Genomic DNA, 24317 nt, shown 5'->3' on the forward strand with positions numbered 1-24317 from the left:
GACCAGATGTCCGACCACCTCAGCCGGATCGTGGCCGCCCGGGTCAGCGACCCCGGCGCCATCGCGGCCGCCGCCGCGCGACGCCTCAAGGCCGCCTCACCCCTGGGCGAGCACGGCAAGGCCATGATCGTCGCCGCCGACCACCCGGCACGCGGCGCCAACCGCGTCGGCACCGACCCCTCGGCCATGGCCGACCGCTCCCGCCTGCTCGACCGCCTGTGCATCGCCCTGGACCGCCCCGGCGTGACCGGCGTCCTCGCCACCGCCGACATCCTCGAAGACCTGCTCCTGCTGGGCGTGCTCGACGGCAAGAGCGTCTTCGGCTCCATGAACCGCGCCGGCCTCGCGGGCTCCGTCTTCGAGATCGACGACCGTTTCACCGGCTACGACGCCGCCACCATCGCCGCGATGGGCTTCGACGGCGGCAAGATGCTCACCCGCATCGCCCTGCAGGACCCCGTCACCCCGTCCGTGCTGGAGAACACCGCCCGCGCCGTCGACGAACTCAACGACCGCCAGCTCATCGCGATGGTCGAGCCGTTCATCTCGGTCTGGGAGGACGGCAGGATCCGCAACGACCTGTCCACCGACGCCGTCGTCACGTCGGTCACCATCACGTCGGGACTCGGCCGCCGCACCGCCTACACCTGGCTGAAGCTGCCGGTCGTGGACGACATGGAGCGGGTCCTCGCCTCCTCCAGTCTCCCGGCGCTGCTGCTCGGCGGTGAGGTCAAGGACGCCGACGCGGCCTTCGCCTCCTGGGGCAAGGCACTGAAGCAGCCCACCGCGCAGGGCCTGGTCGTCGGCCGTTCCCTGCTCTACCCGTCGAACGGCGATGTCGCCGGTGCCGTGGACCGGGCGGTGAGCCTGCTGTGAGCGACACCGACAAGTACCACCTGCCGAAGGGCACGTCGGCCGACGGCGCCTATGACCTCCTGGTCACGCCGGAGTCGGCGGGCTGGGGATACTCCGGCCTCAGGATCCTGACCCTGGAGCCGGGCGGCGAGCACGTCCTGTCCACCGGGGAGAGCGAGTTCCTGGTCCTGCCGCTGACGGGCTCCTGCACCGTCACCGCGGGCGGCAGTTCCTTCGAACTCGTCGGTCGGGCGGACGTGTTCGCCTCGGTCACCGACTTCGCCTATGTTCCCCGCGCGTCGGAGGCCCTGATCAGCAGCGCGACGGGAGGATCGTTCGCGCTGCCCTCCGCCCGTACCGAGCTGGGAGGTCCCTCGGCTCGGTACGGGCGCAAGGAGGACGTCCCCGTCGAACTGCGGGGAGCCGGCGCCTGCTCCCGGCAGGTCAACAACTACTGCCTGCCGGGGACCTTCGACGCTGAGCGGCTGCTGGTGTGCGAGGTGCTCACTCCCGGCGGCAACTGGTCCTCCTATCCGCCGCACAAGCACGACGAGGCCCGGCCCGGTGAGGAGTCGCAGCTGGAGGAGATCTACTACTTCGAGATCTCCGGCGGCGAGAACGGCTTCGGCTATCAGCGGGTCTACGGCACGCCCGAACGGCCCGTCGACGTGCTCGCCGAGATCCGCTCCGGGGACACCGTGCTGATCCCGCACGGCTGGCACGGCCCCTCGATCGCCGCGCCCGGCTACGACCTCTACTACCTCAACGTCATGGCGGGGCCCGGCCAGGACCGGGCCTGGCTGATCTGCGACGACCCCGCCCACGGCTGGGTGCGCGCCACCTGGGACACGCAGGACGTCGACGACCGCCTGCCCTTCGGAGAGAACCGATGAACACCGTACGACTGACCACCGCGCAGGCCCTGGTGCGCTTCCTCGCCCAGCAGTACAGCGAGCGGGACGGCCAGGAACAACGTCTGGTCCCCGGGGTGTGGGGCATCTTCGGGCACGGCAACGTCGCCGGAATCGGCCAGGCCCTCCTTCAGGCCGCCGTCACCCGAGAGGCGGATCTGCCGTACTACCTCGCCCGCAACGAGCAGGGCATGGTGCACGCCTCCGTCGCCTACGCGAAGATGCGTGACCGGCTGGCGACCTTCGCCTGCACGGCCTCGACCGGCCCGGGCTCCACGAACATGATCACGGGTGCGGCACTGGCCACCACCAACCGCATCCCGGTGCTGCTGCTGCCCTCGGACATGTTCGCCACCCGGGCCGCCGACCCGGTGCTCCAGCAGCTGGAGGACACCCGGGGCGGCGATGTCACGGTCAACGACGCCTTCCGCGCCGTATCGAAGTACTTCGACCGGATCCAGCGGCCCGAGCAGCTGATCCCGGCCGCGCTGGCGGCGATGCGGGTGCTGACGGATCCGGTGGAGACCGGGGCCGTCACCCTGGCACTGCCGCAGGACGTGCAGGCCGAAGCGCACGACTGGCCCCTCTCTTTCTTCCGGCGCCGGGTGTGGCATGTGGGCCGCCCGGTGCCGGAGGCAGCCGCCGTCGCACGGTCTGCGGCCCTCCTCAAGAACGCCAGGAAGCCGCTGATCGTGGCCGGTGGCGGCACCGTGTACGCGGAGGCGGAGACCGCGCTGCGCGCGTTCGCCGACGCCACCGGCATCCCGGTCGCCGACACGCACGCGGGCAAGGGCGCGGTGCCCTGGGACCACCCGTGCGCGGTGGGCGGCATCGGCTCCACCGGCTCCTACGCGGCCAACGAACTGGCTCGTGAAGCCGACGTCGTCCTCGGAATCGGCACCCGGTACTCCGACTTCACCACCGCCAGTCACACCGTCTTCGGCAACCCCGACGTCACCTTTGTCAACCTCAACGTCGCCCGCCTCGACGCCGTCAAGCACTCCGCGGAGCCACTGGTGGCCGACGCCCGGCTCGGCATCGACGCCCTCGCGGCCGCGCTGGAGGGCTGGGAGGTGACACCGGCGTACCGGGCACGCACGCGTGAACTCATCGCCCGCACCCGCCAGATCGAGGAGACCTGCTTCGCCCCGGACCACCACACCGCTGCGCTACCCGCCCAGACGCAGATCCTGGGAGCGCTCAACGACGTCCTGGACGACCGCACGGTCGTCATCAACGCGGCCGGCTCCCTGCCGGGCGATCTGCAACAGCTGTGGCGGGCACGGGATCCGAAGGCCTACCACGTCGAGTACGCCTACTCCTGCATGGGGTACGAGGTCTCGGCCGGCGTCGGCGCGAAGATGGCCGACCCCTCCCGTGAAGTCGTCGTGCTCGTCGGTGACGGCTCGTACCTGATGATGGCCCAGGAGATCGTGACCATGGTCTCCGAGGGGCTGAAGGTCATCGTCGTCATCGTCCAGAACCACGGCTTCGCCTCCATCGGCTCACTGTCGGAATCTCTGGGCTCACAGCGGTTCGGCACCAAATACCGCTTCCGCAACGGCGATTCGGGCCTTCTCGACGGCGAGGTCCTCCCCGTCAACCTCGCCGCCAACGCCTCAAGCCTCGGCGCGGACGTGCTGCACGCCACCAGTGTCGAGGAGTTCCGCTCGGCCATGGAGAAGGCGAAGACGGCCACCCGCACCACCGTCGTCCACGTCGAGACCGACCTGTACGGGCCCAACCCGCCCGGCCACGGCTGGTGGGACGTCCCGGTCAGCGAGGTCTCGGCACTCGACAGCACGCAGGCCGCCTACGACATCTACGCCGCCCACAAGCAGACCCAGCGCCACTACCTCTAAGGACCCCGCTCCCGTGAACACCATTCCCCACTGGATCAACGGCTCCCCCACCCAGGGCTCCGCCCCCACGACCCAGCCGGTCTTCAACCCCGCCACCGGCGCCGAGCAGGCCCGGGTCGTGCTCGGTGGCGCCGCCGACGTGGACACGGCCGTCACCGCGGCGGCCGCCGCCTTCGAGACGTGGTCGGAATCCTCCCTGTCCCAGCGCACCCAGGTGATGTTCGCCTTCCGCCAGCTGCTCGTCGAGCACGAGGAGGAGCTGGCCTGGATCATCTCGGCCGAGCACGGCAAGACCGTCGACGACGCCCGCGGCGAGATCACCCGCGGCCGCGAGGTCGTCGAGTTCGCCTGCGGCCTCGGCGACGTACTGAAGGGCTCCTTCTCCGACCAGGTCTCCCGCGGCGTGGACGTGCACGACTTCCGTCAGCCCCTCGGTGTCGTAGCCGGCATCACCCCGTTCAACTTCCCGGCCATGGTGCCCCTGTGGATGCACCCCGTCGCCATCGCGACCGGCAACACCTTCATCCTCAAGCCCAGTGAGCGGGACCCCTCGGCCGCCAACTTCGTCGCCGAGCTGTACCGGAAGGCGGGTCTGCCGGACGGCGTCTTCAACGTCGTGCACGGCGGCAAGCCGGCCGTCGACGCCCTCCTCACCCACCCCGGCATCGAGGCCGTCTCCTTCGTCGGCTCCACCCCGATCGCCAAGTACGTCCACGAGCAGGCCAGTTCGCACGGCAAGCGGGTCCAGGCCCTCGGCGGCGCCAAGAACCACGCCGTCGTCCTGCCCGACGCCGACCTGGAGTTCGCCGCCAACCACATCACCGCCGGGGCCTACGGATCGGCCGGCGAGCGCTGCATGGCCGTCTCCGTGGCGGTCGCCGTGGGCGACGCGGCGGACGAGCTGGTGGACATCCTCAGGCGCAAGGCGAACGAGGTGAAGGTCGGCCCCGGTGACGCCCCGGGCACCGACATGGGACCGCTGGTCACCAAGGCCGCCCAGGAACGCGTCGAGAACGCCGTCGGCACCGCGCAGGCCCAGGGCGCCACCGTCGTCGTCGACGGCCGCGGTCTGAAGATCGACGGCCACGAGGACGGCTACTTCACCGGCCCCTCCCTCCTGGACCACGTCACCACCGAGATGGACGCGTACCAGGAGGAGCTGTTCGGCCCGGTCCTCGCCGTCGTCCGCGCCGACTCCCTCGACCAGGCCATAGACCTGGTCAACGCCAACCCGTACGGCAACGGCACCGCCCTGTTCACCGCCTCCGGCGAAGCCGCCCGCATCTTCCAGCGGCGGATCAAGGTCGGCATGATCGGCATCAACGTGCCGGTGCCCGTCCCGATGTCCTACTACTCCTTCGGCGGCTGGAAGGACTCCCTCATCGGCGACTCCCCCATCCACGGCCGCGAGGGCATCCGCTTCTACACCCGCCCCAAGGTCGTCACCACCCGCTGGCCCGCACAGGCCCAGCAGGTGACCGCCGGCTTTACCTTCCCCACCTCCAACTGAGTCCCCCTTCCCGAAGGACACACCATGGCAACGGCGCCAACCCCCCTGCGCACCACCGTCGGCAATCTCTGCCTGGGCTCCGCGCCCGACTCCTGGGGCGTGTGGTTCCCCGAGGACGAGCACCAGGTGTCCCACACCCGCTTCCTCGACGAGCTGGTCCGGGCCGGCTACGAGTGGCTGGAACTCGGCCCGTACGGCTATCTGCCCACCGACCCGCAGCGGCTGAAGGAGGAGCTGGACGCCAGGGGTCTGAAGGTCTCCGGGGGCACCGCGTTCGGCGCTCTGCACCGGCCCGAGGCCTGGGACGAGATGCTGGCCCATGTCCGCCAGGTGGCAGCCCTGACCGCCGCGGCCGGCGCGCACCACCTGGTCCTAATACCGCCCATGTACCGGGACGAGAAGACCGGCGCCTTCACCGAGTCCCCGGAGCTGACCGCCGAGCAGTGGGGGGGCTTCGGCAAGAATGCCGACCGGCTCGGCAGGCTCCTGCTGGACGAGTACGACGTACGCCTGGTCGTCCATCCGCACGCCGACAGCCACATCCAGACCCAGCCGCAGATCGAGCGGCTGCTGAACGAGTCCGACGCCCGCTACACCAACCTGTGCCTGGACACCGGGCACGTGGCCTACGGCGGCGGCGACAACCTCGATCTGATCCGCCGGTTCGGCGAGCGCGTCGGCTATGTCCACATCAAGCAGATGGACCCCGAGATCCTCGCCCAGGTGGCCGCCGAGAACCTGGGCTTCGGGGAGGCCGTCAAGCGCGGGGTGTGTGTCTCACCGCCCGCGGGGGTCCCGAACCCTGCCGACGTGGTGGCCGAACTGGCCAGGCTGGATTCCGAGTTGTTCGTGATCGTCGAGCAGGACCTGTATCCGTGTGCGCCCGAGGTACCGCTGCCCATCGCGATCAGCACCCGCGAGCACCTGGCGAGTTGCGGGCTGACGGGTACGCGTCGCCCCAAGCTCGGTTAGGAGGCGCCATGGACGTCAAGCTCGGCACCGGTCCCCGCACGGACCACGCATCCCCCGCGACGGTGTCCCGTCGGCTGCGGCTCATCACGGTCGTCGCCACCTTCGGCGGGCTCCTCTTCGGCTACGACACCGGCGTCATCAACGGCGCCCTGCCCTACATGACCGACGACCTCGGCCTCACCCCCTTCACCGAGGGCATGGTCACCAGCTCCCTCCTGCTGGGCGCAGCCCTCGGCGCGGTGGTCGGAGGACGGCTCTCGGACGCACGCGGCCGACGGCGCAGCATCCTCACGCTGGCGGTGCTGTTCTTCGTCGGCGCGCTGGCCGCCACGCTCGCCCCGAACACCGAGGTCATGGTCGTGGCCAGGTTCGTGCTCGGTCTCGCGGTCGGCGGTGCGTCGGTCACTGTTCCCGTGTACCTCGCGGAGATCTCCCCCGCGGAGCGGCGGGGCGCACTGGTCACCCGTAACGAACTCATGATCGTCACCGGTCAGCTGACCGCGTTCACCTGCAACGCGGTCATCGCACGGGTGGGTGACGAGTCCGGGGGCGTGTGGCGCTGGATGCTCGTCGTGGCGACACTGCCGGCCGTGGCTCTGTGGTTCGGCGTCCTGGTGATGCCGGAGAGTCCCCGGTGGCTGGCCTCCAAGAGCCGCTTCAACGAGGCCCTGGACGTCCTCAAGCAGGTCCGGACCCGCCAGCGGGCCGAGGCCGAGCTCAAGGAGGTGGCCGCGCTCGCCGTCAAGGACGCCGAGCAGCAGCTCGGAGGCTGGGCGGACATCAAGGCCACCCCCTGGATCCGCAGGCTCATGTTCGTGGGCTTCGGCATCGCGATCGTGCAGCAGGTCACCGGTGTCAACACGATCATGTACTACGGCACCCAGATCCTCACCGACGCCGGTTTCACCTCCGACAGCGCGCTGACCGCCAACATCGCCAACGGCGTCATCTCCGTACTCGCCACGTTCGCCGGGATCTGGCTGCTCGGCCGCGTGCCCCGCCGCCCGATGCTGATGACGGGACAGCTCGGCACCATCGCCGCGCTGGTGCTGATCGGCGTCTTCTCGCTGATCCTGCCGACCGGCGACGCCCGGGCCTACCTCGTGCTCGCGATGACCGTCACCTTCCTCGCCTTCCAGCAGGGCGCAATCTCACCGGTGACCTGGCTGATGCTCTCGGAAATCTTCCCTATGCGGATGCGGGCGTTCGGGATGGGCATGGCCGCCGTCGTGCTCTGGCTGACCAACTTCGCCATCGGACTCGCCTTCCCCTCCCTGGTCGATGGAGTGGGCGTGTCCAACACCTTCTTCCTCTTCGCGGTGCTGGGTGTCCTCGCCATCGCCTTCGTGAAGCTCTGCGTCCCCGAGACCAAGGGGCGCTCCCTGGAAACCCTCGAAGCCGAACTCCGCACGCGCTTCTCCTAGTTCAGAAACAGGTTGGAATCACATGACCGTACGCGTAGGCGTCATCGGCGCCGGCTGGATCGGCCAGGAGCACATCCGCCGCCTCACCCACACCGTCACCGGCGCCCGGGTCACCGCCGTCACCGACATCGATGCCGCCCGGGCCCAGGACGCGGCAGCCCCGGTCGACGCCCGGGTACTGCCTGACGGCGCCGCTCTGATCGCCTCCGCGGAGGTCGACGCCGTCCTCGTGACCTCGTGGGGCCCCACCCACGCCGAGCACGTGCTGAACGCGATCGCCGCCGGCAAGCCGGTGTTCTGCGAGAAGCCCCTCGCCACCACCGCCGAGGACTGCCTCAGGATCGTCGAGGCCGAGACCGCGCACGGCAGGCGGCTGGTCCAGGTCGGTTTCATGCGCCGCTACGACACCGGCTACCGGCAGATGAAGAAGGTCATCGACTCCGGCCGGATCGGTGAGCCACTGATCGTGCACTGCGCCCACCGCAACCCGGCCGTCCCCGAGTCGTACACCTCCGCCATGGCTGCCCTGGACACCGCCGTGCACGAGGTGGACGTGCTGCGCTGGCTCCTCGACGACGAGATCGTCTCCGCCCAGGTGCTCACCCCGCGCGCCACGAGCAGGCGCTTCGCCCATCTCAAGGACCCGCAGATCATGCTCTTCGAGACCGCCAGGGGCGTCCGCATCGACCTGGAGGTCTTCGTCAACTGCCAGTACGGCTACGACATCCAGTGCGAGACGGTCGGTGAAGAGGGCCTCGTACGGCTGCCCGACCCGGCCGCCGTGGGGGTGCGGACCGCCGCCTCGCACAGCACCGAGGTGCTCACCGACTGGGTCGGCCGCTTCCGGGACGCCTTCGACACCGAGTTCCGGGAGTGGATCGCGGGCGTCGCTGCCGGGGACGCGCCCACGGGGCCGTCCGCCTGGGACGGATACGCCGCCACCGTCATCACCGCCGCGACCGCCGAGGCCCTGGAGTGCGGGCACGTCGTCGCAACCGACCTCAAGCCCCGTCCCGCCTTCTACGGAGGTACCGCGTGAAGATCGCCCTCGACCCGTACATGTTCCGCGCCCTGCCGATCGACGACATGATGCGCACGGTGGCCGAACTCGGCTACGAGTACATCGAGTTGTCGCCGCGCGACGACTTCATGCCGTTCTTCCTGCACCCGCGCGCGGACGATCGGCGGATCGCCGAGTTGAAGAACTCCCTGCGCACGCACGGCGTCAAGCTGTCCTCGGTGCTGCCGCTGTACAAGTGGTCCTCACCCGACGAGAGCGAGCGGCAGGCCGCCGTCCGCTACTGGAAGCGGATGATCGAGATCACCGCGGACCTCGAATGCCCGCTGATGAACTCGGAGTTCAACGGCCGCCCCGAGCGCGCCGCCGAGAGCGAGGCCGCGTTCTGGCGCTCCCTGGAGGAGCTGCTCCCGCTGTTCGAGCGCGAAGGCATCGCTCTGAACCTGGAGGCTCACCCGGACGACTTCTGCGAGGAAAACACCCCCGCCGTGGACCTGGTCCGGGCCATCAACAAACCCTGGGTGAACTACCTGTACTGCGCCCCGCACTCCTTCCACCTGTCCGGGGCGGACCCGACGGCCGACATCGCGGCGATGATGCGCTACGCCGGTGACAAGCTCCGGCACGTGCACATCGCGGACTCCTTCAACCACAAGGGCTCCAGCGGCCTGCGCTACATCCTCAACCCGCCCGGCACCGCGGCCCGCATCCACCAGCACCTCGACATCGGCCAGGGCGAGGTCGACTGGGACGCCTTCTTCGGCACCCTACGGGCTCTGAACTTCGATGGCGTGGCCACGGCGTGCGTCTTCGCCTGGGAGGAACGGGCCCGCGAGTCCTCGGCGTTCATGCTGGACCGCATCACCAAGGAACTGGCCGGATAACCCAACAGGTTCGTGTTCGAGGACGTGACATGGTCCGGGCTCTCGGCGGCGTACAGACAGGACGGTGTCGGAGCTGATGAAGGTGGGGCCGTCCCAGGAGACGTCGAGAAGGACGGACATCCATCCGTCTTCCTTACCAGTCTGCACGACCTTGAACTGGGACTTCGTCACCAGTGTCTCAAGCACTCGGCAGAGAGCGTCAGTGCTTCGTTCCGGGCCAAACCAAACATGCCACTGACAACAGCATGACGCTCGGGCACTGGCAGTCAGACGCAGACCATCACTCCGGCGTCGTGGCGTTCCTCGCCTGCGACGACGCCTCGTTCATCACGGGGCATCGTCGCGGACGGCAACAGCACGCGCCGCTGATACGGACAACTCACGCCCGCATGGTCCCAGTCGGGGCCCTGACACGCTCGGTCCAACCGACCTAAACACATGCCTGGGACGCGGCGTCGAGAAGTTCGGACCGACGCGGTGGAGGGCGTGGGCCGCCCGTGCCACGTGAGCGAGGCACCGGGTCGATGCATGAGATCACCGAGTCCGGCAGAACCGGCTTCTCGCACCGCTACTCCCGGAAGTGCGGCTGCCGTTCTCCGGCAGCCGCACCCCCTGCCGGCCCCGTCAGCCGGCGTTGAACCGGTACGACCCGGCCGAAGCCCGGTAGACCTTGTAGGCGGCCCCACCCGCCGTGGCGTCGCCGACGAAGCCGACACCCCGCGGCGCGTCCACCGGCTTGCCCTGCGTGGGCACCCAGATCTCGGCCTTCGTGTTGTACGGGACCGTGACCTCGAGCTCGATCCTGCCGTCCGGGCGCCGCTCCCACTGCGAGGCCACCTTTCCGCGGACCGTGTCGATCGCCGCGCTCACGCGGTCGAGGGTCTTCGGCGACAGGTCGGTGTCGTGCGTGTCCTTGGGAACGCGGCTGTTGACCGCCGCCGAAGGTACATACGGGCGGATCCTGAGGGATTCGTAGGCGATGTCCGTCGGACGGATGCCGGCCAGGCTCTGGTAGAACCACGTCGCCACGGTGGAGCGGTAGTGGTGGTTGACCGAGAGCCGCTCGCCCCACTGCTCCCACAGGGAGGTTGCGCCGCGGGCGATCTGGTCCACGTAGCCGGGTGCACCGGTCTGCGTGACGGCCTTCAGGGCGATGTCGGTGTACCCGTGGTCGCTGAGGAGGTTGAACTCGTAGCGCGAGCCGTACATGTCGTTCTGGATGTGGTGGTCCGCTGCGACGATGCGGTCGGCGAGCAGCTTGACGAGTGCCTTCTTGTTCTCCGCGACAGTCTTCGTGCCCGCGAGGTAGCGCGGATCGGAGGGCTTCAGGTCCGAGCCGGGTACCAGGTCGAACGCGATGGCCAGGGTGTTCTCGCTGGAGATGCTGCCCTGGGTGAAGTGGCCTTGGTCGGCGTCCCAGTAGTTCTCGATGAACGCCTTGCGCAGGGTGCGCGCCAACTGGGCGTAGTGCGTGGCGCGTTCGGTGCGGCCGATGTGGCGGCCGACCTCGTCCATGTAGTCGCAGAAGTAGATGTAGTAGGCGAGGCTGATGACCGCGTTGCTGCCCGGGTTCTCGGCGCCTGAGTAGGCGCCGAGGGAGGCCTCGAAGATGTAGTGGTTCTCAGCGGTGAAGAGCGTCTCGTAGTACTTCAGGAGCGTGTCCTGATGCTCGTAGAGCTCGGCGAACAGGCTGCTGTTGCCGTAGTACGTGTACAGCTCTCGCGGCATCACGAAGTACGCGGCGTCCCAGGCGGGGACAGCCTTCCATGCCTTGTTCCATCCCGGCGTGTGGTCGTAGCCGTAACCGCCCTTGGGCATGGGGACGACCATGGGCAGCTGGCCACTGGAGACCTGGTTGTCCGGGAAGTGCCGCAGATAGGTGGTGAACACGCCGTTCACGTCCCAGGTCAGCGACTGCGACTCAGAGCTGGCCATGGCGTCGCCGGTCCAGCCGTTCTTCTCACGGGAGGGGGTGTCGGTGGGCTTTTGCACCAGGTTGTTCTGCTCGGCCCATTCGAGGTTCTGCTGCAGGCGGTTGAGCAGAGCGTTGTCCGTGGCAAAGGTGCCGGTGCGGGCGAAGCCGGTGCGAGCGACGGCGACCGTGAGCAGCTCGGCGTCGCGGTCCAGGTCGGGTGCGCGCCCCAGGACGGCTTCGAGGTTGCTCACTTCCAGGTAGCGGAAGCCGAAGTGGCTGAACCGCTGCTCCCAGCGCTGCGTGGCGCGCCGGCCAACGGTGTAGTAGTGCGTCTGCAGGTTCGCGTCGTGCTGGAAGTTCTCCTCCTCGACCGACAGCGGGGAGCCTGATGCCCGGTTGCCGCCGCGCAGGCGCAGGGTGAGCCCCTCCTTGTCCGGGCGGACTCCGGTCAGGGACAGGCGTACCAGCCCGGTCATGATCTGGCCGTAGTCGAGGATCCAGACGCCGGAGCCGGGCACGGTCTCGGTGAGGGCGACCGGGCGCAGCGTGCGGTTGACCAGGACGGGCTCGGCCTCGTGCGCGCGTACGACGGCGGGCGTGAAGCCCTCGGGGATCTTCGTGGCCGGCAGCACGCCGTGGTACTTCGGCGCCGGGCTCGCGCAACTGCCGGGCGAGATCAGGGCGGTGGCCGGTCGCCAGTCACGGCCGGTGCGGTAGTCCACCGAGCGCCAGTCGCCGAGCCGGTCGGCCCGTCGTGCGTCGTACTTCTCGCCCGAGTACACGGAGTCGAAGGTGGTCGGCCCGTCCGTGCTCAGCCAGTCCGCGTCCGTGACGAGAGTGGTGGCGTGGCCGTCGGTGTAAGTGACGACGAGTTTGGCGCGCAGGCGGGGCTGGCCTGCGTACGGGGCCAGCTGCCAGAACCACTCCTGGGGCGTGGTCAGTCCGTACCAGCCCCGCCCGAGCTCGGCGGCGAGCACGTTCTTCTCTCCGGCCCGCAGCCGCGCGGTGACGTCGAAGGTGTCGTAGAGAACGGTGCGGTCGTACGTGCTCTGCTCGGTGAGCAGTCGGGGCACGTTCATGCCCGCGCGGTCCGCCGACTTGCCGTCGACGGTGAGCGGGGCGCCGTTGACGGTGAGCGTGACGTTACCCGCGGCGCTCAGGTGCAGACGGGCCGTGGCGATCTTACGGCCCTTGGGCAGGTCGAAGGCACGGCGCAGCAATGGGGCGGGGTTGGCGATGGGCAGGACGCTGTTCCTGGCCGGGATGTACGGGTTCTTGGGCGGGAAGGTCAGGCCGTCGAGGGTGGCGATTCCGGCCTCGAAGGGGTTGGCACCGGTGGTGAGGTCGACGGCGAAGACAGGTGCTCCGGTGCCGGTCACCTTGACGCTGCGGACGACGGCGGAGGTGCCGCCGGCGAAGCCGAAGCTGCCGTGCCGGCGGATCTGGTCGCCGGTCAGGGTGCGGCTGTCGACCTCGACGTCGTTGACGGTGGTCGTCACGGTCAGACCTCGCACCGCCACGACCACCGTGTGGTCGCGAGTGTTCCAGGTGTCCTTGGTCAGTCCCGTCGTGGCCGGGAGGGGGACCGTGGCGACCGGGACGGTGCGGGTTCCGTCGGTGGTGGGGTTGGTCTCGCTCTGCGGGTCGTAGTGGTTGACGCCCCAGTCGGGCTCGGACGTCCCGTCGTCCACCCAGGTGTTGCCGGCCCAGTGGCGGGTCTGCATGGCCAGCTGCATGTCGTCGCCGGTGCGCTGGATGGTCCAGTTGAGGCCCTCGCTCCAGGTCTTGCCGACGGCCTCGGCGCGCAGCAGCAGCGACAGGCCGCCCGCCGGGTCGGCGCCGCCGCGGAAGACGACGATCGCCTCAAGGTCCTCCCAGTCGTGGTTCTGGGCCACCCGGCCGCCGATCCAGCGTGCGCCGGACCAGTCCTTCTCGCCGTTCAGCAGGCCCGTCTCCCACCGCGCGGGGGCGCTCCACGGGCCGCGCGCGCCGCTCTCGTCCCAGGTGCGCACCTGCCAGAAGTACGCCCGCTCCGAGTGGAGTCCGGGGCCGTTGTACGGGGCTTCGGTGCTCGACGTGCCGGTCACCGTGCCGCTGACCCAGACGTCGGATCCGCCCGGACGTGTGCCCACCCTGATCTCGTACGCGCTCTGCCGCTTCACCGGAGGTATCCAGCTGAACGCCGGTGCCGTCTGGGTTCCGAGGGGCTGGGTCCGGGAGTTGACCTGGAGAGCCGTGGGCGCGAGTCCGCCTGACCGAGGAGCGGGCCCGCCCAGCGCCAAGGCGCTGGACGCGGCGGTGAGCGGGAGAGCGGCGCCGGCCGCCGTCATGACAGCGAGCACGCGCCGACGGCTCGGCGCGCTTCTGTTGTCCTCGGCCACAGGATCAGGTCCTTTCGCTCACGCCGGCCGTCCCGACCGCGCTTGAAACGTTTCAATACTTTCCAATCGGTAAGCTTATGGAGCGGGTGGCGCGAAGGCAACGGTCATGAGCGCGAAAGGCCCGCATGACGTACCAGCGATTTCGTCCGCGTGATGACGCCACCCCGCTCCTGGCGCTGACCAACGCCGTCGGCCGGAACATCACGACGGCATGACGAGCCACCACGACGACACCCTGGGGTGCGCGAAACAGCTCCTCCAGCACTACGAGGGCGCGCCGCCGGGGCCGACGGGACCCCGTCGCAGCCGAAGAGCTGCCCGGCGTAGCGGGCCAGGTCCTCGTCCAGCCGGTACCACTTGGGTGAACTCGGTACGGACGGCGACACCATGAACCGCGAACTCGATGGTCGCGGCAACGAGAACGGACCAGGCCGCGACAAAGGAGCTGCGGCCGGCGCGGCGAGCCGACCTCAGGTCACGAGCGCGTCGCGGGCGAGATCCTCCTGCCCATGGCGGCCGGACTCGTCGCACCCGAGCGGCGCGGTCGGGTGATCGGCACGCTGCAGGCCGGGCTGATCGGCGGCATCCTGCTGGCCGCGCCTTCGGCGGTGTCCTCGGCAAGCACCTGGGCTGGCGGGCACCGTACCTGGTCGCCGCCGTACTCACCGCACTGCTCACCGTGGCGCTCGGCGCCACGCTGCCCACCACCGTCCCCGCAGTTCGCGACGGCTATCCGGCGCTCCTGGCCGACACCCTGCACATGCTGCGTACAGAGAAGGAGCTCCGCCGGTCCGTGCTCTTCCAGGTCACCGTCTTCGGAGGGTTCAGCGCCGCCTGGACCGCGGTCGCACTGCTGGTCACCAGACCGCGCTACGACATGGGCACACAGGCCGTGGGCGTGCTCACCCTGGTCGGCGCGGGCAGCACGTTCCTCGCCCCCTCCGCCGGCAAGTGGGTGGACCGCTACGGCGCCGACCGTGTCAACCTGTGGCGCGTCGCAGCCGGACTCGCCACGGCGGGCGTACTGGTGGGCGGCTCGCTCGGCGGTGTCGCCGGGATCGTCGCTCTGGCCGCCGGGCTGCTGCTGATCGACGTGGCGGTACAGTGCGGACAAGTCGCCAACCAGGCCCGGATCTTCGCCCTGCGCCCGGAGATTCACAGTCGGCTCAACACGTGCTACATAACCTGCTCGTTCCTCGGCGCGAGCGCGGGGTCCTTGCTCGGCACCCGTGCCTACACGCTCTTCGGCTGGTGGGCGGTCTGCGCGCTCATCGCAATCGCCGTAGCGGCGGCCGTGGTGACACACCTGGTCGGGGGCGGCAGGCTCCCTATGACCGGGGCCGGTGCAAAGGACGCGATCGAGCCCGCGCCAACGATCCCCTCTCGGTAACGCCGCGATCTACGAGCTTCTCGCCTCCGCCACCACGAGCTTCAGCCCCTTCCTCGAGCTGACCGCGACCGAGGCGCACACCGCCAGGGACAACGTGGCCGTCGCCTGGCACGGTTCCGCCATCACCCGGGACCTCAAGCCGGTCAACTGGTCGGGCATCAACGTGCTCGAGCCGCCCCGGCCAAGACCGCAATGGAGGAATGCGGCGAGCGACTCCGCAGGACACCGGTTCCCTCGAACTTCGGGGCTCCGGAGCTTCCGGCCGCGGGTTCAACAGCAGAGCCATGCCCGCTGCCCGCCGCAGGGCTAGAACAAAGACCTCGCCACGCCCACTGAGGCCGCGTACGTCGCAGCCCGATCAACGGGAGATGATTAATGCGCTTCGTCGAGGAGGGTGATCGCATCGTGGACCGGGCCAAGACGCGTGGGCCGTACGCCAAAACGGCGGCCCGGCGGGCGGAGATCGTTCGTGCGGCGCGTGCCTGCTTCGCCGAGCACGGCTATGCCAACTCCTCCCTGCGCACCATCGCGGAACGAGCCGGGATCACGCACGCCGGTCTCCTGCACCACTTCCGTGACAAGGACGAACTCCTCGCCGAGGTGCTCGCGCAGCGGGACTCCGAGGAATGGCGGCAGGGCCTGGAGGAGGTCGAGGGAATCGACCAGCTCGGGTCCTACCTCGCCGGGCTCATCCAGCGTCATCAGCGGGCCCCCGAGCTGATGCGGCTGTGGATAGAGCTCGCGGCGGCCGCCTCACGCCCCGACCACCCCGCCCACACCTACTTTGTCGAGCGGTACGAACTCAGCCGGGCCCAGTTCGTCGAAGGGCTCCCCAACGAGGCGGCCCGCACCCGACTCCGCGAGGGCGTCAGCCCGGAGAGCGCCGCCGTCCTCTTCCAGGCCGTGCTCAACGGGCTTCAACTGCAGTGGGTTCTTCAGCAGGACCTGGACGTCGTGGGACCGGTGACCGACTTCGTACGCCTGTTGTTCGCCCAGGACGACGACGCGGGCGACACCGCCTGAGCGACGGCGACGTCCGGCCCCGCCCGCCCACCGCTGCACCCGCCCCTGGCCGGTAAGCCGATCCGGCATGCCGCCCCCACCCCCATCGGGAAAGAGGGCTCCAGCCTGTCCGCCCGGGCCCCCCGGCCCGTTCGTGCGTTCTCAGCGCGCCGGGGCCGGGTCGGCCGGGGTCCGGTGGCGGGTGAGCAGGGTCCGGGCCGCGGCTGCCACCGCGGTCGCCGCGAGGGCGGCCAGCAGCAGCGTGGTGTGGGAGCCGGCGCTGTCGGCTGCCCGGGCGACCGGGTTGGGCAGGCCCAGGCGGTCGGCCAGCCAGCCCACGGCCGCGACGCCGGTGAGTACCGCGCCCGTCAGCCGCGCCGCGGGCCCGCCCCGCAGGCGGGCCAGGACAAGCAGGGACGGCAGGGCGAGGCACACCAGCAGGAGCTGGACCAGTTCGATGCCCAGGTTGAAGCCGAGAAGGCTGGTCGCCAACTGGCCGGTGGTCAGCCGCATCTCGGCGAGGACGAAGGAGAACGCCATGCCGTGACCGAGCCCGAAGATGCCGGCCACGAGTGCCTCACGGCCCGGGAAGAGGGGCCGGACGGCGTGGATCGCGCCGACGAGAATGCTGGCCGCGATGAACGCCTCCACCGGCCGGGCGGGCAGGTCGAGACGGCCGAACGCGGTGGCGGCCAGTGCGGCGGAGTGGCCGAGGGTGAAGGCGAGGGTGATCCGGCCGATGCGGGCCAGGGCTTTCCTGGGGCCCACCAGGCCGTTCCAGCGCCCTGCGTTCGCCGCGAGCGGGGCGGGCAGCAGCAGGATGAGCAGGAACAGCAGATGGTCGGTGCCGGTGAGGATGTGGTCGCCGCCCAGCCGGAGCATGGCGACGAAGCCCCGCCAGGCGCTGCCCGCGCCCAGGTCGACCTTCAGTGCCGGGACCTTCATGGTGCGGGTGTCGACGCGGATCGTGCCCACCTGTGTCGTCCCCTCGCCGTCGACCTGTCCCGCGGCCCAGTCCTGGCGGACCGACACCAAAGCCGTGTGGGTGACGACTTGGTGGACGATGACGTCGTAGCCGAAGGTGAAGTGCCGTACGTCGGCGCCGGCGGGCGGGGTGAGCACGGCCTGCGCGATCAGCTCGCGGTACTCGCCGGTGCCGGTCTGGACGGCCCGGCTCAGGCTGAGGCGGCCGACGGCGACCTGCCAGGTGCGGCCGTCGGTGGTGGTCGGGTGGATGTGCGCGGCCAGGTAGGCGCGGATGGCGCCGGTGCGGTCGGCCGGCGTCTTCTCGGGCACGCCGAGCCCGGAGGCGCGGGTGAACTCGTCGACGGGGACTTCCAGGCGGGCGGAGACCGAGTGTTCGTACACGTCGAGCCGGACCACCGAGTGCGGCATCGGATGCGCGGTGGCCGGCGGCGCCCCGATGAGGAGCGCCGCCGCTACCGCGACCGCGATCCCGGCAACCCGGCGCAGTGCCCTGGTCAGCCAGTTTCGCGGTCCGGTCATGAGAAGGAGAACTCGCTGCCGTAGTCGCGGGTGTGGTCGCGGTACACGGTGTGGTAGTGGACCTTGTCGCGGTACACCACACCGGTCTGGCAGATGAACTCGACCCAGACGCTCGGGCCGTCGATACGGACGTAGTCGCCGTTGGTGTCCAGGCCGGTGCCGCCGGAGTAGCTGATGTAGGTGTCCTTCAGCTCCTTGGCGTAGGTCTTCATCAGCTGCTTCGCGGTGGCGTCGTCGACGTCCGCGACCCAGGGGTGGATGGCCGCGAGGACGAGCTTTTGCTGCTTCGGGGAGAGGTCGCCGGCCTTCAGGCCCTGCTTGGTCGCCGGGAACTCGCCGTCGGAGCCCGGGCCGAGGAGTACGTCGCCGAAGGACGCGGACAGCTTGGCCGCGGCCAGCTGCTCGGTCGTCAGGCTGCCGGTGAGGGCGAGCATGCCGTCGCGGAACTCGGCCATCGGCTCGTAGGTCGTGCCGTCGTCCGCGGTCCAGCTGGTGGGCTCGATGCCGCTGAAGAACGGGCTGGCGCCGGCGACCTTGCCGTTCTTGAAGGTGATGTTGACGGCGAGGTGGTGGCCGCCGAAGTGCAGCTGCCAGGTGCCGGTCTTGGACGGGGTGCCGAGGAACGCCAGGTAGTAGTAGCCGCTGCCGTACGCGAAGCCTCCCCCACCGCCTCCGGTGCCGCCGGAGGGCGGGGCGCCCGTCGGGACGTCCGTCGGAGCGGTTGTGCTGGTCGCGGTGCCGGTGGCCGTCACGCTCGGCGCCGGGGTGGGTGAGCCGGTGGACTGCGCCGAGGCGAGCACGTCGTCGGCGAGGACGGTCTGCATGACGTGGTCGTAGCCGGTGTCCTTGCCGGACCCCAGAGCCACCTTCAGCACGCTCTCGGCGGCGGCCAGCTGCTCCTCGCTGAGCGAACCGAAGTCGATGCCGGGGCGGCAGGTGCCGGCGCACGGCAGGTTCGACCAGGCGGTCGCGTTGGCCTGGCTGAAGTCCAGGACGGTCGCCGACTGCTGGTCGGCGTCCAGGGTGTTGAGGAACGCGTTGGCCGCGCTGACCACGGCGGCGGTGCCGGTGGCGTTCTTGCTGACCGGGTAGTGCGCGGCGGCCTTCGTACCGGTGGAGGACGCGGCGTTGGCCGCCGCGAACCCGCCACCGACGAGGAGGACGCCGGCGGCCACGCCGGCGACACCTCGCCAGGTCCGTCGCCTACGCGCCTGACTGGTTCTTTCCCTACTCACGAACACACTCCCTGGGGACAAGGGCTGGGATGGACGCGCGCGCTGCCGACAGGACTATCAGCAAAATTGTTGACACCTCAATGCGCGCGCGTCCGGGCCTGTCCCTTTTGGGGGCCGTGTGACGCGTATGCAAGAAATAAGCATGGCCTGCTGACAGGTTCCGCTCATCGCGACCCCAGGCGCCGGGCGCCGGGCGCCGGGCTCATCTCATGAGGAGACCGGCGCCCCGCCCTGCGACGGACGCCGGTCGGTGACCCCTTCAGTGCTCGAAGAGCGCCGTCGCCACCGGCACCGCCAGCAGCAGGCTGAGTCCGACCGTGGGGAGGCGGTCCAGCCACACGACGGCAGCGAATTCGCGCAGGGTCGCGGCCGGCCAGTAGGCGGGTGAGGTCGGGGCGCCCACGACGTGCACGGGTACGCCGACGCGGCGGGCCAGCAAGGTCGTGCGGTAGACGTGGAAGCCGCTGGTGACCACCGTGGCCCGGTGGCCGGGGCCGGTCTTGTCCACGAGGGCCGCGCTGAAGCGGAGGTTCTGCCCGGTGTTGACGGAGCGGTCCTCCCGCATGATCCGGTCGGCGGGTACTCCGCGTCCGCGCAGATAGTCGGCCATCGCCTCCGCCTCGGAGCGGACCTCGTCGTCGCCCTGGCCACCCGAGACGACGAACACCACACCAGGTGTGTGCGGCGGGCGGGCGGCCTCGATCGCGAGGGCACGCTCCAGCCTGCGGGCCAGCAGCGGGCCGGGCCGGTCGCCGTCGAGCCCGGCCCCCAGGACGACGACATGGGTGGTTCCCGCGCCGGGGGTGCCCCGGCCCCGGACGAACACGTGGCCGGCGAAGACCAGGAACAGCAAAGTCAGGTATCCCGCGGCCGCGTTCACCGCGAGCACCAAGGCACCGAACGCCTCGCCGCCGGCCACGTGGAAGACCGCGTCCAGGCCGAGCACCGCCAGCACCGCGCAGCCGGCGGCCCCGGTCGCCAGCAGGGCCGGCTGCGCTCCGTAGCGCCGGACCAGAAGGAGGCCGTCGGCCAGCAGCAGCAGACCCACCGCGAGCGCCAGGAGCAGGGCGGCGACGGCCAGGACGGTGACGACGGCCGGGTGGGCCGCCGCACCGCGAACCGCCACGCCGAGTCCGGCAGAGGTCGCCGCCAGGCAGAACAGGACAGCGGTGGAGAACCGATGCGGTGCCAGCAAGGCGCTGACGACGCCACCTGCGGCGAACACGCCCGCGACGAGATATTCCGGGTACTCCGGCATGTACGGCACCGCTCCGCTCTCCCGCCCGCCTCGCCTCGCCTCCCGCGGGCTCCCGGACCCGGTACGGACGACTGCCGGCCATCCTCCCAGACCCGCTGTGGCTGATCGGCTTGGGAGTCCCGAACCGCTCCGGGGCGTCCGGCCTCCCGGGTGCCGGACAGCAGCCACGGTGACGTGGTGGTCGGCTCGGCTTCGACCCGCCGCGCCCGCACGGCCTGGACTCGGTGAACTCGATCAAGGCGATGCTGGAGGGCCGCGTCAAGGTCTTCCTCGCCCTGGCCGGGAAATTCGTGCGCGCAGCGCCCGACAGCGAGGCCACCGAGAAGGCGATGCGTCGTGCCGGCTGACCGCCCACATCTCCACCAAGCTCAACCGCTCGCACACCGTCTGCGGCGACACTGCCCTGATCCTGCCGACGCTGGGGCGCACCGAGCGTGACATCCAGGCCGACGGCGAGCAGTTCGTCACCGTCGAGAACTCCATGAGCGAGGTGCACACCTCGCGGGGACGGATCGAACCGGCCTCGCGCATGCTGCTCAGCGAGGTCGCCATCCTGTGCCGGCTCGCCCGGCTCAGCGTCGACGGCACGGGGGACATCCCCTGGGCGAAGTTCGAGGGCGACTACAACACCATCCGCGGCAGCATCTCCCGGATCGTGCCGGGCTTCCACGACTTCAACGCCCGGGTGACCCGTCCGGGACCGCTACCGGGGCATCCACGGCAGCCGCCACGTCGTCCTGGTCAACCCGGCCGGCCTGTCCGCGCTCGGCCTCGCCCCAGGCGACCGGGGGGACCTGGTGAGTGTCTGGGAGGACGGCACCGAGCGGCGGGCCGAGAACTTCGAGGTCGTGTCCTACCCGGCGGCCAAGGGGCCGGCCGCCGCCTACTACCCGGAGACGAACGTCCTGGTGCCGCTCGACAGCGTCGCCGACATGAGCAACCAGCTCACCTCCAAGGGCATCGTCGTCCGCCTCGAACCCACGGGCGACCGGTCCCGGCCGGCACCCGTCTGACCGGAACGGGGGCCGGGGCCGGCGACGTCGTGCCCCGGCGGGGCCCGCACACGGGTGGAGATGAGTTGAGTTGTTGTCCTGATCCGGTAACCGGCAGCGATTCTCCGCTGTATCGGACATCACCCGTGTCCCAGAATGAGCAGGCCGCGAGCGCTGACAACCGCGGTCGGCCACGGAGGGGGAGCGGGAAATGGGTATCGCCACGAGGTTCACCGGACTGCTCGCGGGCGCGGCGCTTGCGGCGGGGGCACTCTTCGCCACCGCGGCTCCGGCCCAGGCGTACAGCCCGAACCCGACGTTCCACGCGTACTACTACGACACCGACGGCTGCCCGTGCAGCGGCGGCAACCTCACCGACCCGTTCGACAACACGTACTTCGCACGGGACGCCGGCGGTTACGCCGTGAAGATGGAACTCACGAACGCCGGCGCGTTCGTCGGCAAGGTGGAATTCCACCCCAACGACGAGAAGCTGTGGGTGTACGACACCGCGAACGACGGTGACACCTACTACGTCAAGGTCAGCTACACGTCCGGCGGTACGACCCGCAACCTCGGCACCTTCAGCCCGCTCGGGACCTCGGCGGTGCTGGACTACGAGGTGGAGGACTTCGATCTGCCCGAGGGCGCCAACGTCGACATTTCCGTGTACGACGACGCAGGGCTCACCGACCTCATCGGCGCCGCCCGCGGCACCGGAGCGGCCGTCGCGTAGCGGCTTCGCCAGGACGCCGGGGCGGCCGCGCGCGGGCGGGCCCGGTACGCGGGGGCCGGTACGCGGGGGCCGGTCCGCGGGGGCCGGTCCGTGCCCGCGAGGCGACAGGAGACGATAGCCGGGGGCGCTGAGGTGGTCACGGCCGAAAGGTGGTCCTGCCAGGGGCCGGTGAGCTCAGGTGGGCCGTTCTGGTTGTGGTGGTGCGGGTCCTGGGGGCCAGTGCCGCGCGGAGTGCCGGGGCGAGGACGTGGCGTGCCTCGGAGGGGGTGAGGGCGGCGGGGGTGAGGAGGGGGTTGAGGTAGCGGGTGTAGATGAGGCCGCCGAGGATCGTCACCACGGCTGTGGCGCGGGCGGTCGCGTCCCGGCCGCCGAGGAATTCAACAAGCCGGGCCAGCAGCTCCTGTTCCAGGTATTCGCGGATGGCGTCGGCAGCCTCGTCGCCCTGGGCGGTGAGCCGGCGGAAGTCGGCGTCTTCCCACAGGTGTGTCACCGCGTCGATCAGCCGGTCGGCAAGGGTGGCCGGGTCACCGGCGAGGACGTCGTCGACGGTCAGCGCACGGGCGCACTGGAACTGCATCACGTCCGCGAACAGGCCCTTCTTCGAGCCGAAGTGGTACGCGATCAGTGCCGGGTCGACCCCGGCGGCCCCGGCCACCGCGCGCACGGTGGTGCGCCGGTAACCGCGTTCCAGGAACAGCGTCCGGGCGGCCGAGACGATCGACTCGCGGGTCGGCGGGTTGCCCTGGGGACGGCCCCGGGTGCGGACGGGCGCGGCAGCGGCGATATTCATCAGCGTTGAGCGTGCGGTTCGTGAGGGGACACAGTCAAGGGCGTTCCGCGAACCCCACGAAGGGATGCCCCGACACCATGCGTATCGCAGTCTTCGGCGCCAACGGACCGACCGGCCGCCACCTCACCGGCCAGGCCCTCGCCGCCGGACACGAGGTGGTCGCCGTGACGCGCCGTCCCGGTTCCCTTCCCGCACGGCCCGGCCTCACGCTGACCGTCGCCGACGCCACCGACCCGGCGGCCGTCGACACCGCCATCAGCGGAACGGACGCCGTCCTGTCCGCGCTGGGCGCGCGCTTCAGCAAGGAGACCATCACCACCTACTCGGCGAGCGCCACGGCCATCACCGGTGCCATGACCCGCCATGGCGTCAAGCGCCTGCTCGCCGTCAGTTCCAGCATCGCCGACCCGCACTGGCGGCCCACCGGAGCGCACTTCTTCAACCATGTGCTCGACCCCCTGGTGAACCGACGCCTCGGCCGCACCCTCCACGAGGACATGCGCCGTATGGAAGCGGTGATCCGTGCGACAGACCTCGACTGGACCCTCGTGCGGCCTTCTGGTCTGTTCGAGCACCCCGCCGCCACGGACTACCGCACCGCTGAGAACAGCGCCGACGGCGTCTTCACCGCCCGCGTGGACCTTGCCGCGAGCATGCTGCGCGAACTGGAGGAACAGCGGTACGTCCGCACGGCCATGGGCGTCATCACCACCGCTGTGAGACCGAACATCGCCAAGCTGATCTGGAACGAGGGCGTGAAGAAGAAGTGAGCCACTCCCGGTTCTCGACTCCGCCCTTCACCACCGCGTGTCGGGCGCCCCTGGCGGGCTGCCGGGGCGAGGCGCTTGCGGACACCGTGCACTGCACCACGCCAGGCACCGTGGTGAGCTGCGTGGCAGCGGCCTGGAAGCTGCAACCCCTCCCCCGCGGGCTCAGGGCTACGGGCCGTCAGACGTCGTGCCCCGTCGGCGCGGACATCGTCGAGGTGCTCTTGCGGACCGGTCCTACGCTGGAGGCATGGCCACCGATCCCTTGCTGAGACAGGGCCCCGACTCGACGGATCTGGTCCTGCGCGCCGGCCCGGCCGGGCCGGCATGGAACGCGCTGACCTCGGCAGGGCCGGCGCTGTTCGCCCCGCTCGTCCTGGGCGTGCCGACCCTGCTCGTCGCCTTCTGGATGGCGCTGGCCGGGGCGCAGGCGTCGACCGTGTTGACGGTGGTGGGGGTGATCGCCGGGCTGGAGTACCTGATCGGCTGGCCGGTGCTGGCCCTTTCCCGGGCCCGCGACATCTGGCGGGTGGAGTTCGCGCCGACCGGGGTGCCCGCATCCCTGCGGCTCGTCCGGGCCACCGGGCCCGACGACTGGCTGCCCGTCACGACCCTGCGCGAGGTCCGGCTGACACACAAGGTGGAGGAGCCCTACCAGGGGGACCACAAACCGGCCGTCTCCACGCTCACGCTCGAACTCGTCCTGAAGGGAACCCGGGAGCAGCTCACGCTCCCGTCCGGCGGCGACCCGCAACGGCTCACCGACGCGCTGGAAGCCCTGCTCGGCCCGGCCGGGATCGCGGTGGAGCTGCGCACCGAGCGCAGCACGCGCACCCGGCCGCAGCGAAACTCCGTCTGGACCTCCGGCGGTTCGGCCTCGGCCGGCTCGGGCGGCGGCTGACCCCGGGC

18 protein-coding genes and 1 pseudogene are annotated in these 24317 nt (G+C 70.3%); 14 read left to right on the plus strand and 5 right to left on the minus strand.

Translation table 11 applies throughout. The features are described 5' to 3' along the window. The first annotated feature begins 6 nt into the window (after window positions 1-6). The 8 genes from Saso_RS36805 to Saso_RS36840 are packed head-to-tail and all read left to right on the plus strand — an operon-like array spanning window position 7 to window position 9436. Window positions 7-876, plus strand: a complete 870-nt coding sequence (locus tag Saso_RS36805) for a Cgl0159 family (beta/alpha)8-fold protein (protein WP_189927128.1) — start codon at window positions 7-9, stop codon at window positions 874-876. Beyond that, entirely contained in the window at window positions 873-1748 is an 876-nt protein-coding gene (gene iolB, locus Saso_RS36810; RefSeq protein ID WP_189927129.1) for a 5-deoxy-glucuronate isomerase, read from the plus strand. The genes Saso_RS36805 and iolB overlap by 4 nt, the downstream gene beginning before the upstream one ends. Continuing rightward, window positions 1745-3628, plus strand: coding sequence for a 3D-(3,5/4)-trihydroxycyclohexane-1,2-dione acylhydrolase (decyclizing) (gene iolD / locus Saso_RS36815; protein WP_189927130.1), 1884 nt, complete (start codon window positions 1745-1747; stop codon window positions 3626-3628). Before iolB ends, iolD begins: the two co-directional genes overlap by 4 nt. 13 nt (window positions 3629-3641) lie before the next feature. Then, window positions 3642-5138 carry a CoA-acylating methylmalonate-semialdehyde dehydrogenase gene (locus Saso_RS36820; protein WP_189927131.1) on the plus strand — a complete coding sequence of 499 codons (1497 nt, stop codon included), beginning with the start codon at window positions 3642-3644 and terminating at the stop codon, window positions 5136-5138. Between the two features lie 24 nt (window positions 5139-5162). Beyond that, complete coding sequence (locus Saso_RS36825; protein ID WP_189927132.1) at window positions 5163-6110, plus strand: TIM barrel protein; 948 nt, start codon at window positions 5163-5165, stop codon at window positions 6108-6110. An 8-nt stretch (window positions 6111-6118) separates the two neighbouring features. Continuing rightward, entirely contained in the window at window positions 6119-7534 is a 1416-nt protein-coding gene (locus Saso_RS36830) for a sugar porter family MFS transporter (RefSeq protein WP_189927133.1), read from the plus strand. 22 nt (window positions 7535-7556) lie between these two features. After that, window positions 7557-8573: a Gfo/Idh/MocA family protein gene (locus tag Saso_RS36835; protein ID WP_189927134.1), complete on the plus strand. Its 1017-nt coding sequence runs from the start codon at window positions 7557-7559 to the stop codon at window positions 8571-8573. After that, window positions 8570-9436 (plus strand): sugar phosphate isomerase/epimerase family protein, encoded by an 867-nt coding sequence (locus tag Saso_RS36840; protein WP_189927135.1) that lies wholly within the window; start codon window positions 8570-8572, stop codon window positions 9434-9436. The genes Saso_RS36835 and Saso_RS36840 overlap by 4 nt, the downstream gene beginning before the upstream one ends. 624 nt (window positions 9437-10060) lie before the next feature. Here the strand turns inward: Saso_RS36840 and Saso_RS36845 are convergent. After that, window positions 10061-13732 (minus strand): family 78 glycoside hydrolase catalytic domain, encoded by a 3672-nt coding sequence (locus tag Saso_RS36845; protein ID WP_229901504.1) that lies wholly within the window; start codon window positions 13730-13732, stop codon window positions 10061-10063. A 403-nt stretch (window positions 13733-14135) separates the two neighbouring features. On the opposite strand from Saso_RS36845, the gene Saso_RS36850 reads away from it, so the two are divergent. Both Saso_RS36850 and Saso_RS36855 read left to right on the plus strand, forming a co-directional pair. Then, window positions 14136-15122 (plus strand): MFS transporter, encoded by a 987-nt coding sequence (locus Saso_RS36850; protein WP_229901505.1) that lies wholly within the window; start codon window positions 14136-14138, stop codon window positions 15120-15122. 375 nt (window positions 15123-15497) lie between these two features. After that, window positions 15498-16145, plus strand: coding sequence for a TetR/AcrR family transcriptional regulator (locus Saso_RS36855; RefSeq protein WP_372442552.1), 648 nt, complete (start codon window positions 15498-15500; stop codon window positions 16143-16145). Window positions 16146-16286: 141 nt separating this feature from the next. On the opposite strand, the gene Saso_RS36860 is transcribed toward Saso_RS36855, so the two are convergent. The 3 genes from Saso_RS36860 to Saso_RS36870 form a co-directional block, all read right to left on the minus strand. Further along, a complete protein-coding gene (locus tag Saso_RS36860) occupies window positions 16287-17630 on the minus strand; it encodes a HupE/UreJ family protein (protein ID WP_189927136.1) in 1344 nt (447 codons plus the stop codon). Next, window positions 17627-18805 carry a DUF3500 domain-containing protein gene (locus Saso_RS36865; protein ID WP_229901506.1) on the minus strand — a complete coding sequence of 393 codons (1179 nt, stop codon included), beginning with the start codon at window positions 18803-18805 and terminating at the stop codon, window positions 17627-17629. The genes Saso_RS36860 and Saso_RS36865 overlap by 4 nt, the downstream gene beginning before the upstream one ends. A gap of 319 nt (window positions 18806-19124) precedes the next feature. Further along, window positions 19125-20123 carry a YdcF family protein gene (locus Saso_RS36870; RefSeq protein WP_189927137.1) on the minus strand — a complete coding sequence of 333 codons (999 nt, stop codon included), beginning with the start codon at window positions 20121-20123 and terminating at the stop codon, window positions 19125-19127. 188 nt (window positions 20124-20311) lie between these two features. Here Saso_RS36870 and Saso_RS36875 point away from each other — a divergent pair. Beyond that, window positions 20312-21136: pseudogene (locus tag Saso_RS36875) on the plus strand (hypothetical protein); the annotation flags it as partial. A 190-nt stretch (window positions 21137-21326) separates the two neighbouring features. After that, a complete protein-coding gene (locus Saso_RS36880; protein ID WP_189927138.1) occupies window positions 21327-21851 on the plus strand; it encodes a hypothetical protein in 525 nt (174 codons plus the stop codon). Window positions 21852-21987: 136 nt separating this feature from the next. On the opposite strand, the gene Saso_RS36885 is transcribed toward Saso_RS36880, so the two are convergent. Continuing rightward, entirely contained in the window at window positions 21988-22641 is a 654-nt protein-coding gene (locus tag Saso_RS36885; RefSeq protein WP_189927139.1) for a TetR/AcrR family transcriptional regulator, read from the minus strand. 77 nt (window positions 22642-22718) lie between these two features. Between Saso_RS36885 and Saso_RS36890 the strand changes: the two genes are divergently transcribed. Together Saso_RS36890 and Saso_RS36895 are read left to right on the plus strand one after the other, a co-directional pair. Further along, a complete protein-coding gene (locus Saso_RS36890) occupies window positions 22719-23411 on the plus strand; it encodes an NAD(P)-dependent oxidoreductase (RefSeq protein WP_189927140.1) in 693 nt (230 codons plus the stop codon). A gap of 247 nt (window positions 23412-23658) precedes the next feature. Beyond that, window positions 23659-24309 carry a hypothetical protein gene (locus Saso_RS36895; protein ID WP_189927141.1) on the plus strand — a complete coding sequence of 217 codons (651 nt, stop codon included), beginning with the start codon at window positions 23659-23661 and terminating at the stop codon, window positions 24307-24309. Window positions 24310-24317: the final 8 nt, after the last annotated feature.

This window comes from Streptomyces asoensis, from assembly GCF_016860545.1.
Lineage (GTDB): Bacteria > Actinomycetota > Actinomycetes > Streptomycetales > Streptomycetaceae > Streptomyces > Streptomyces asoensis.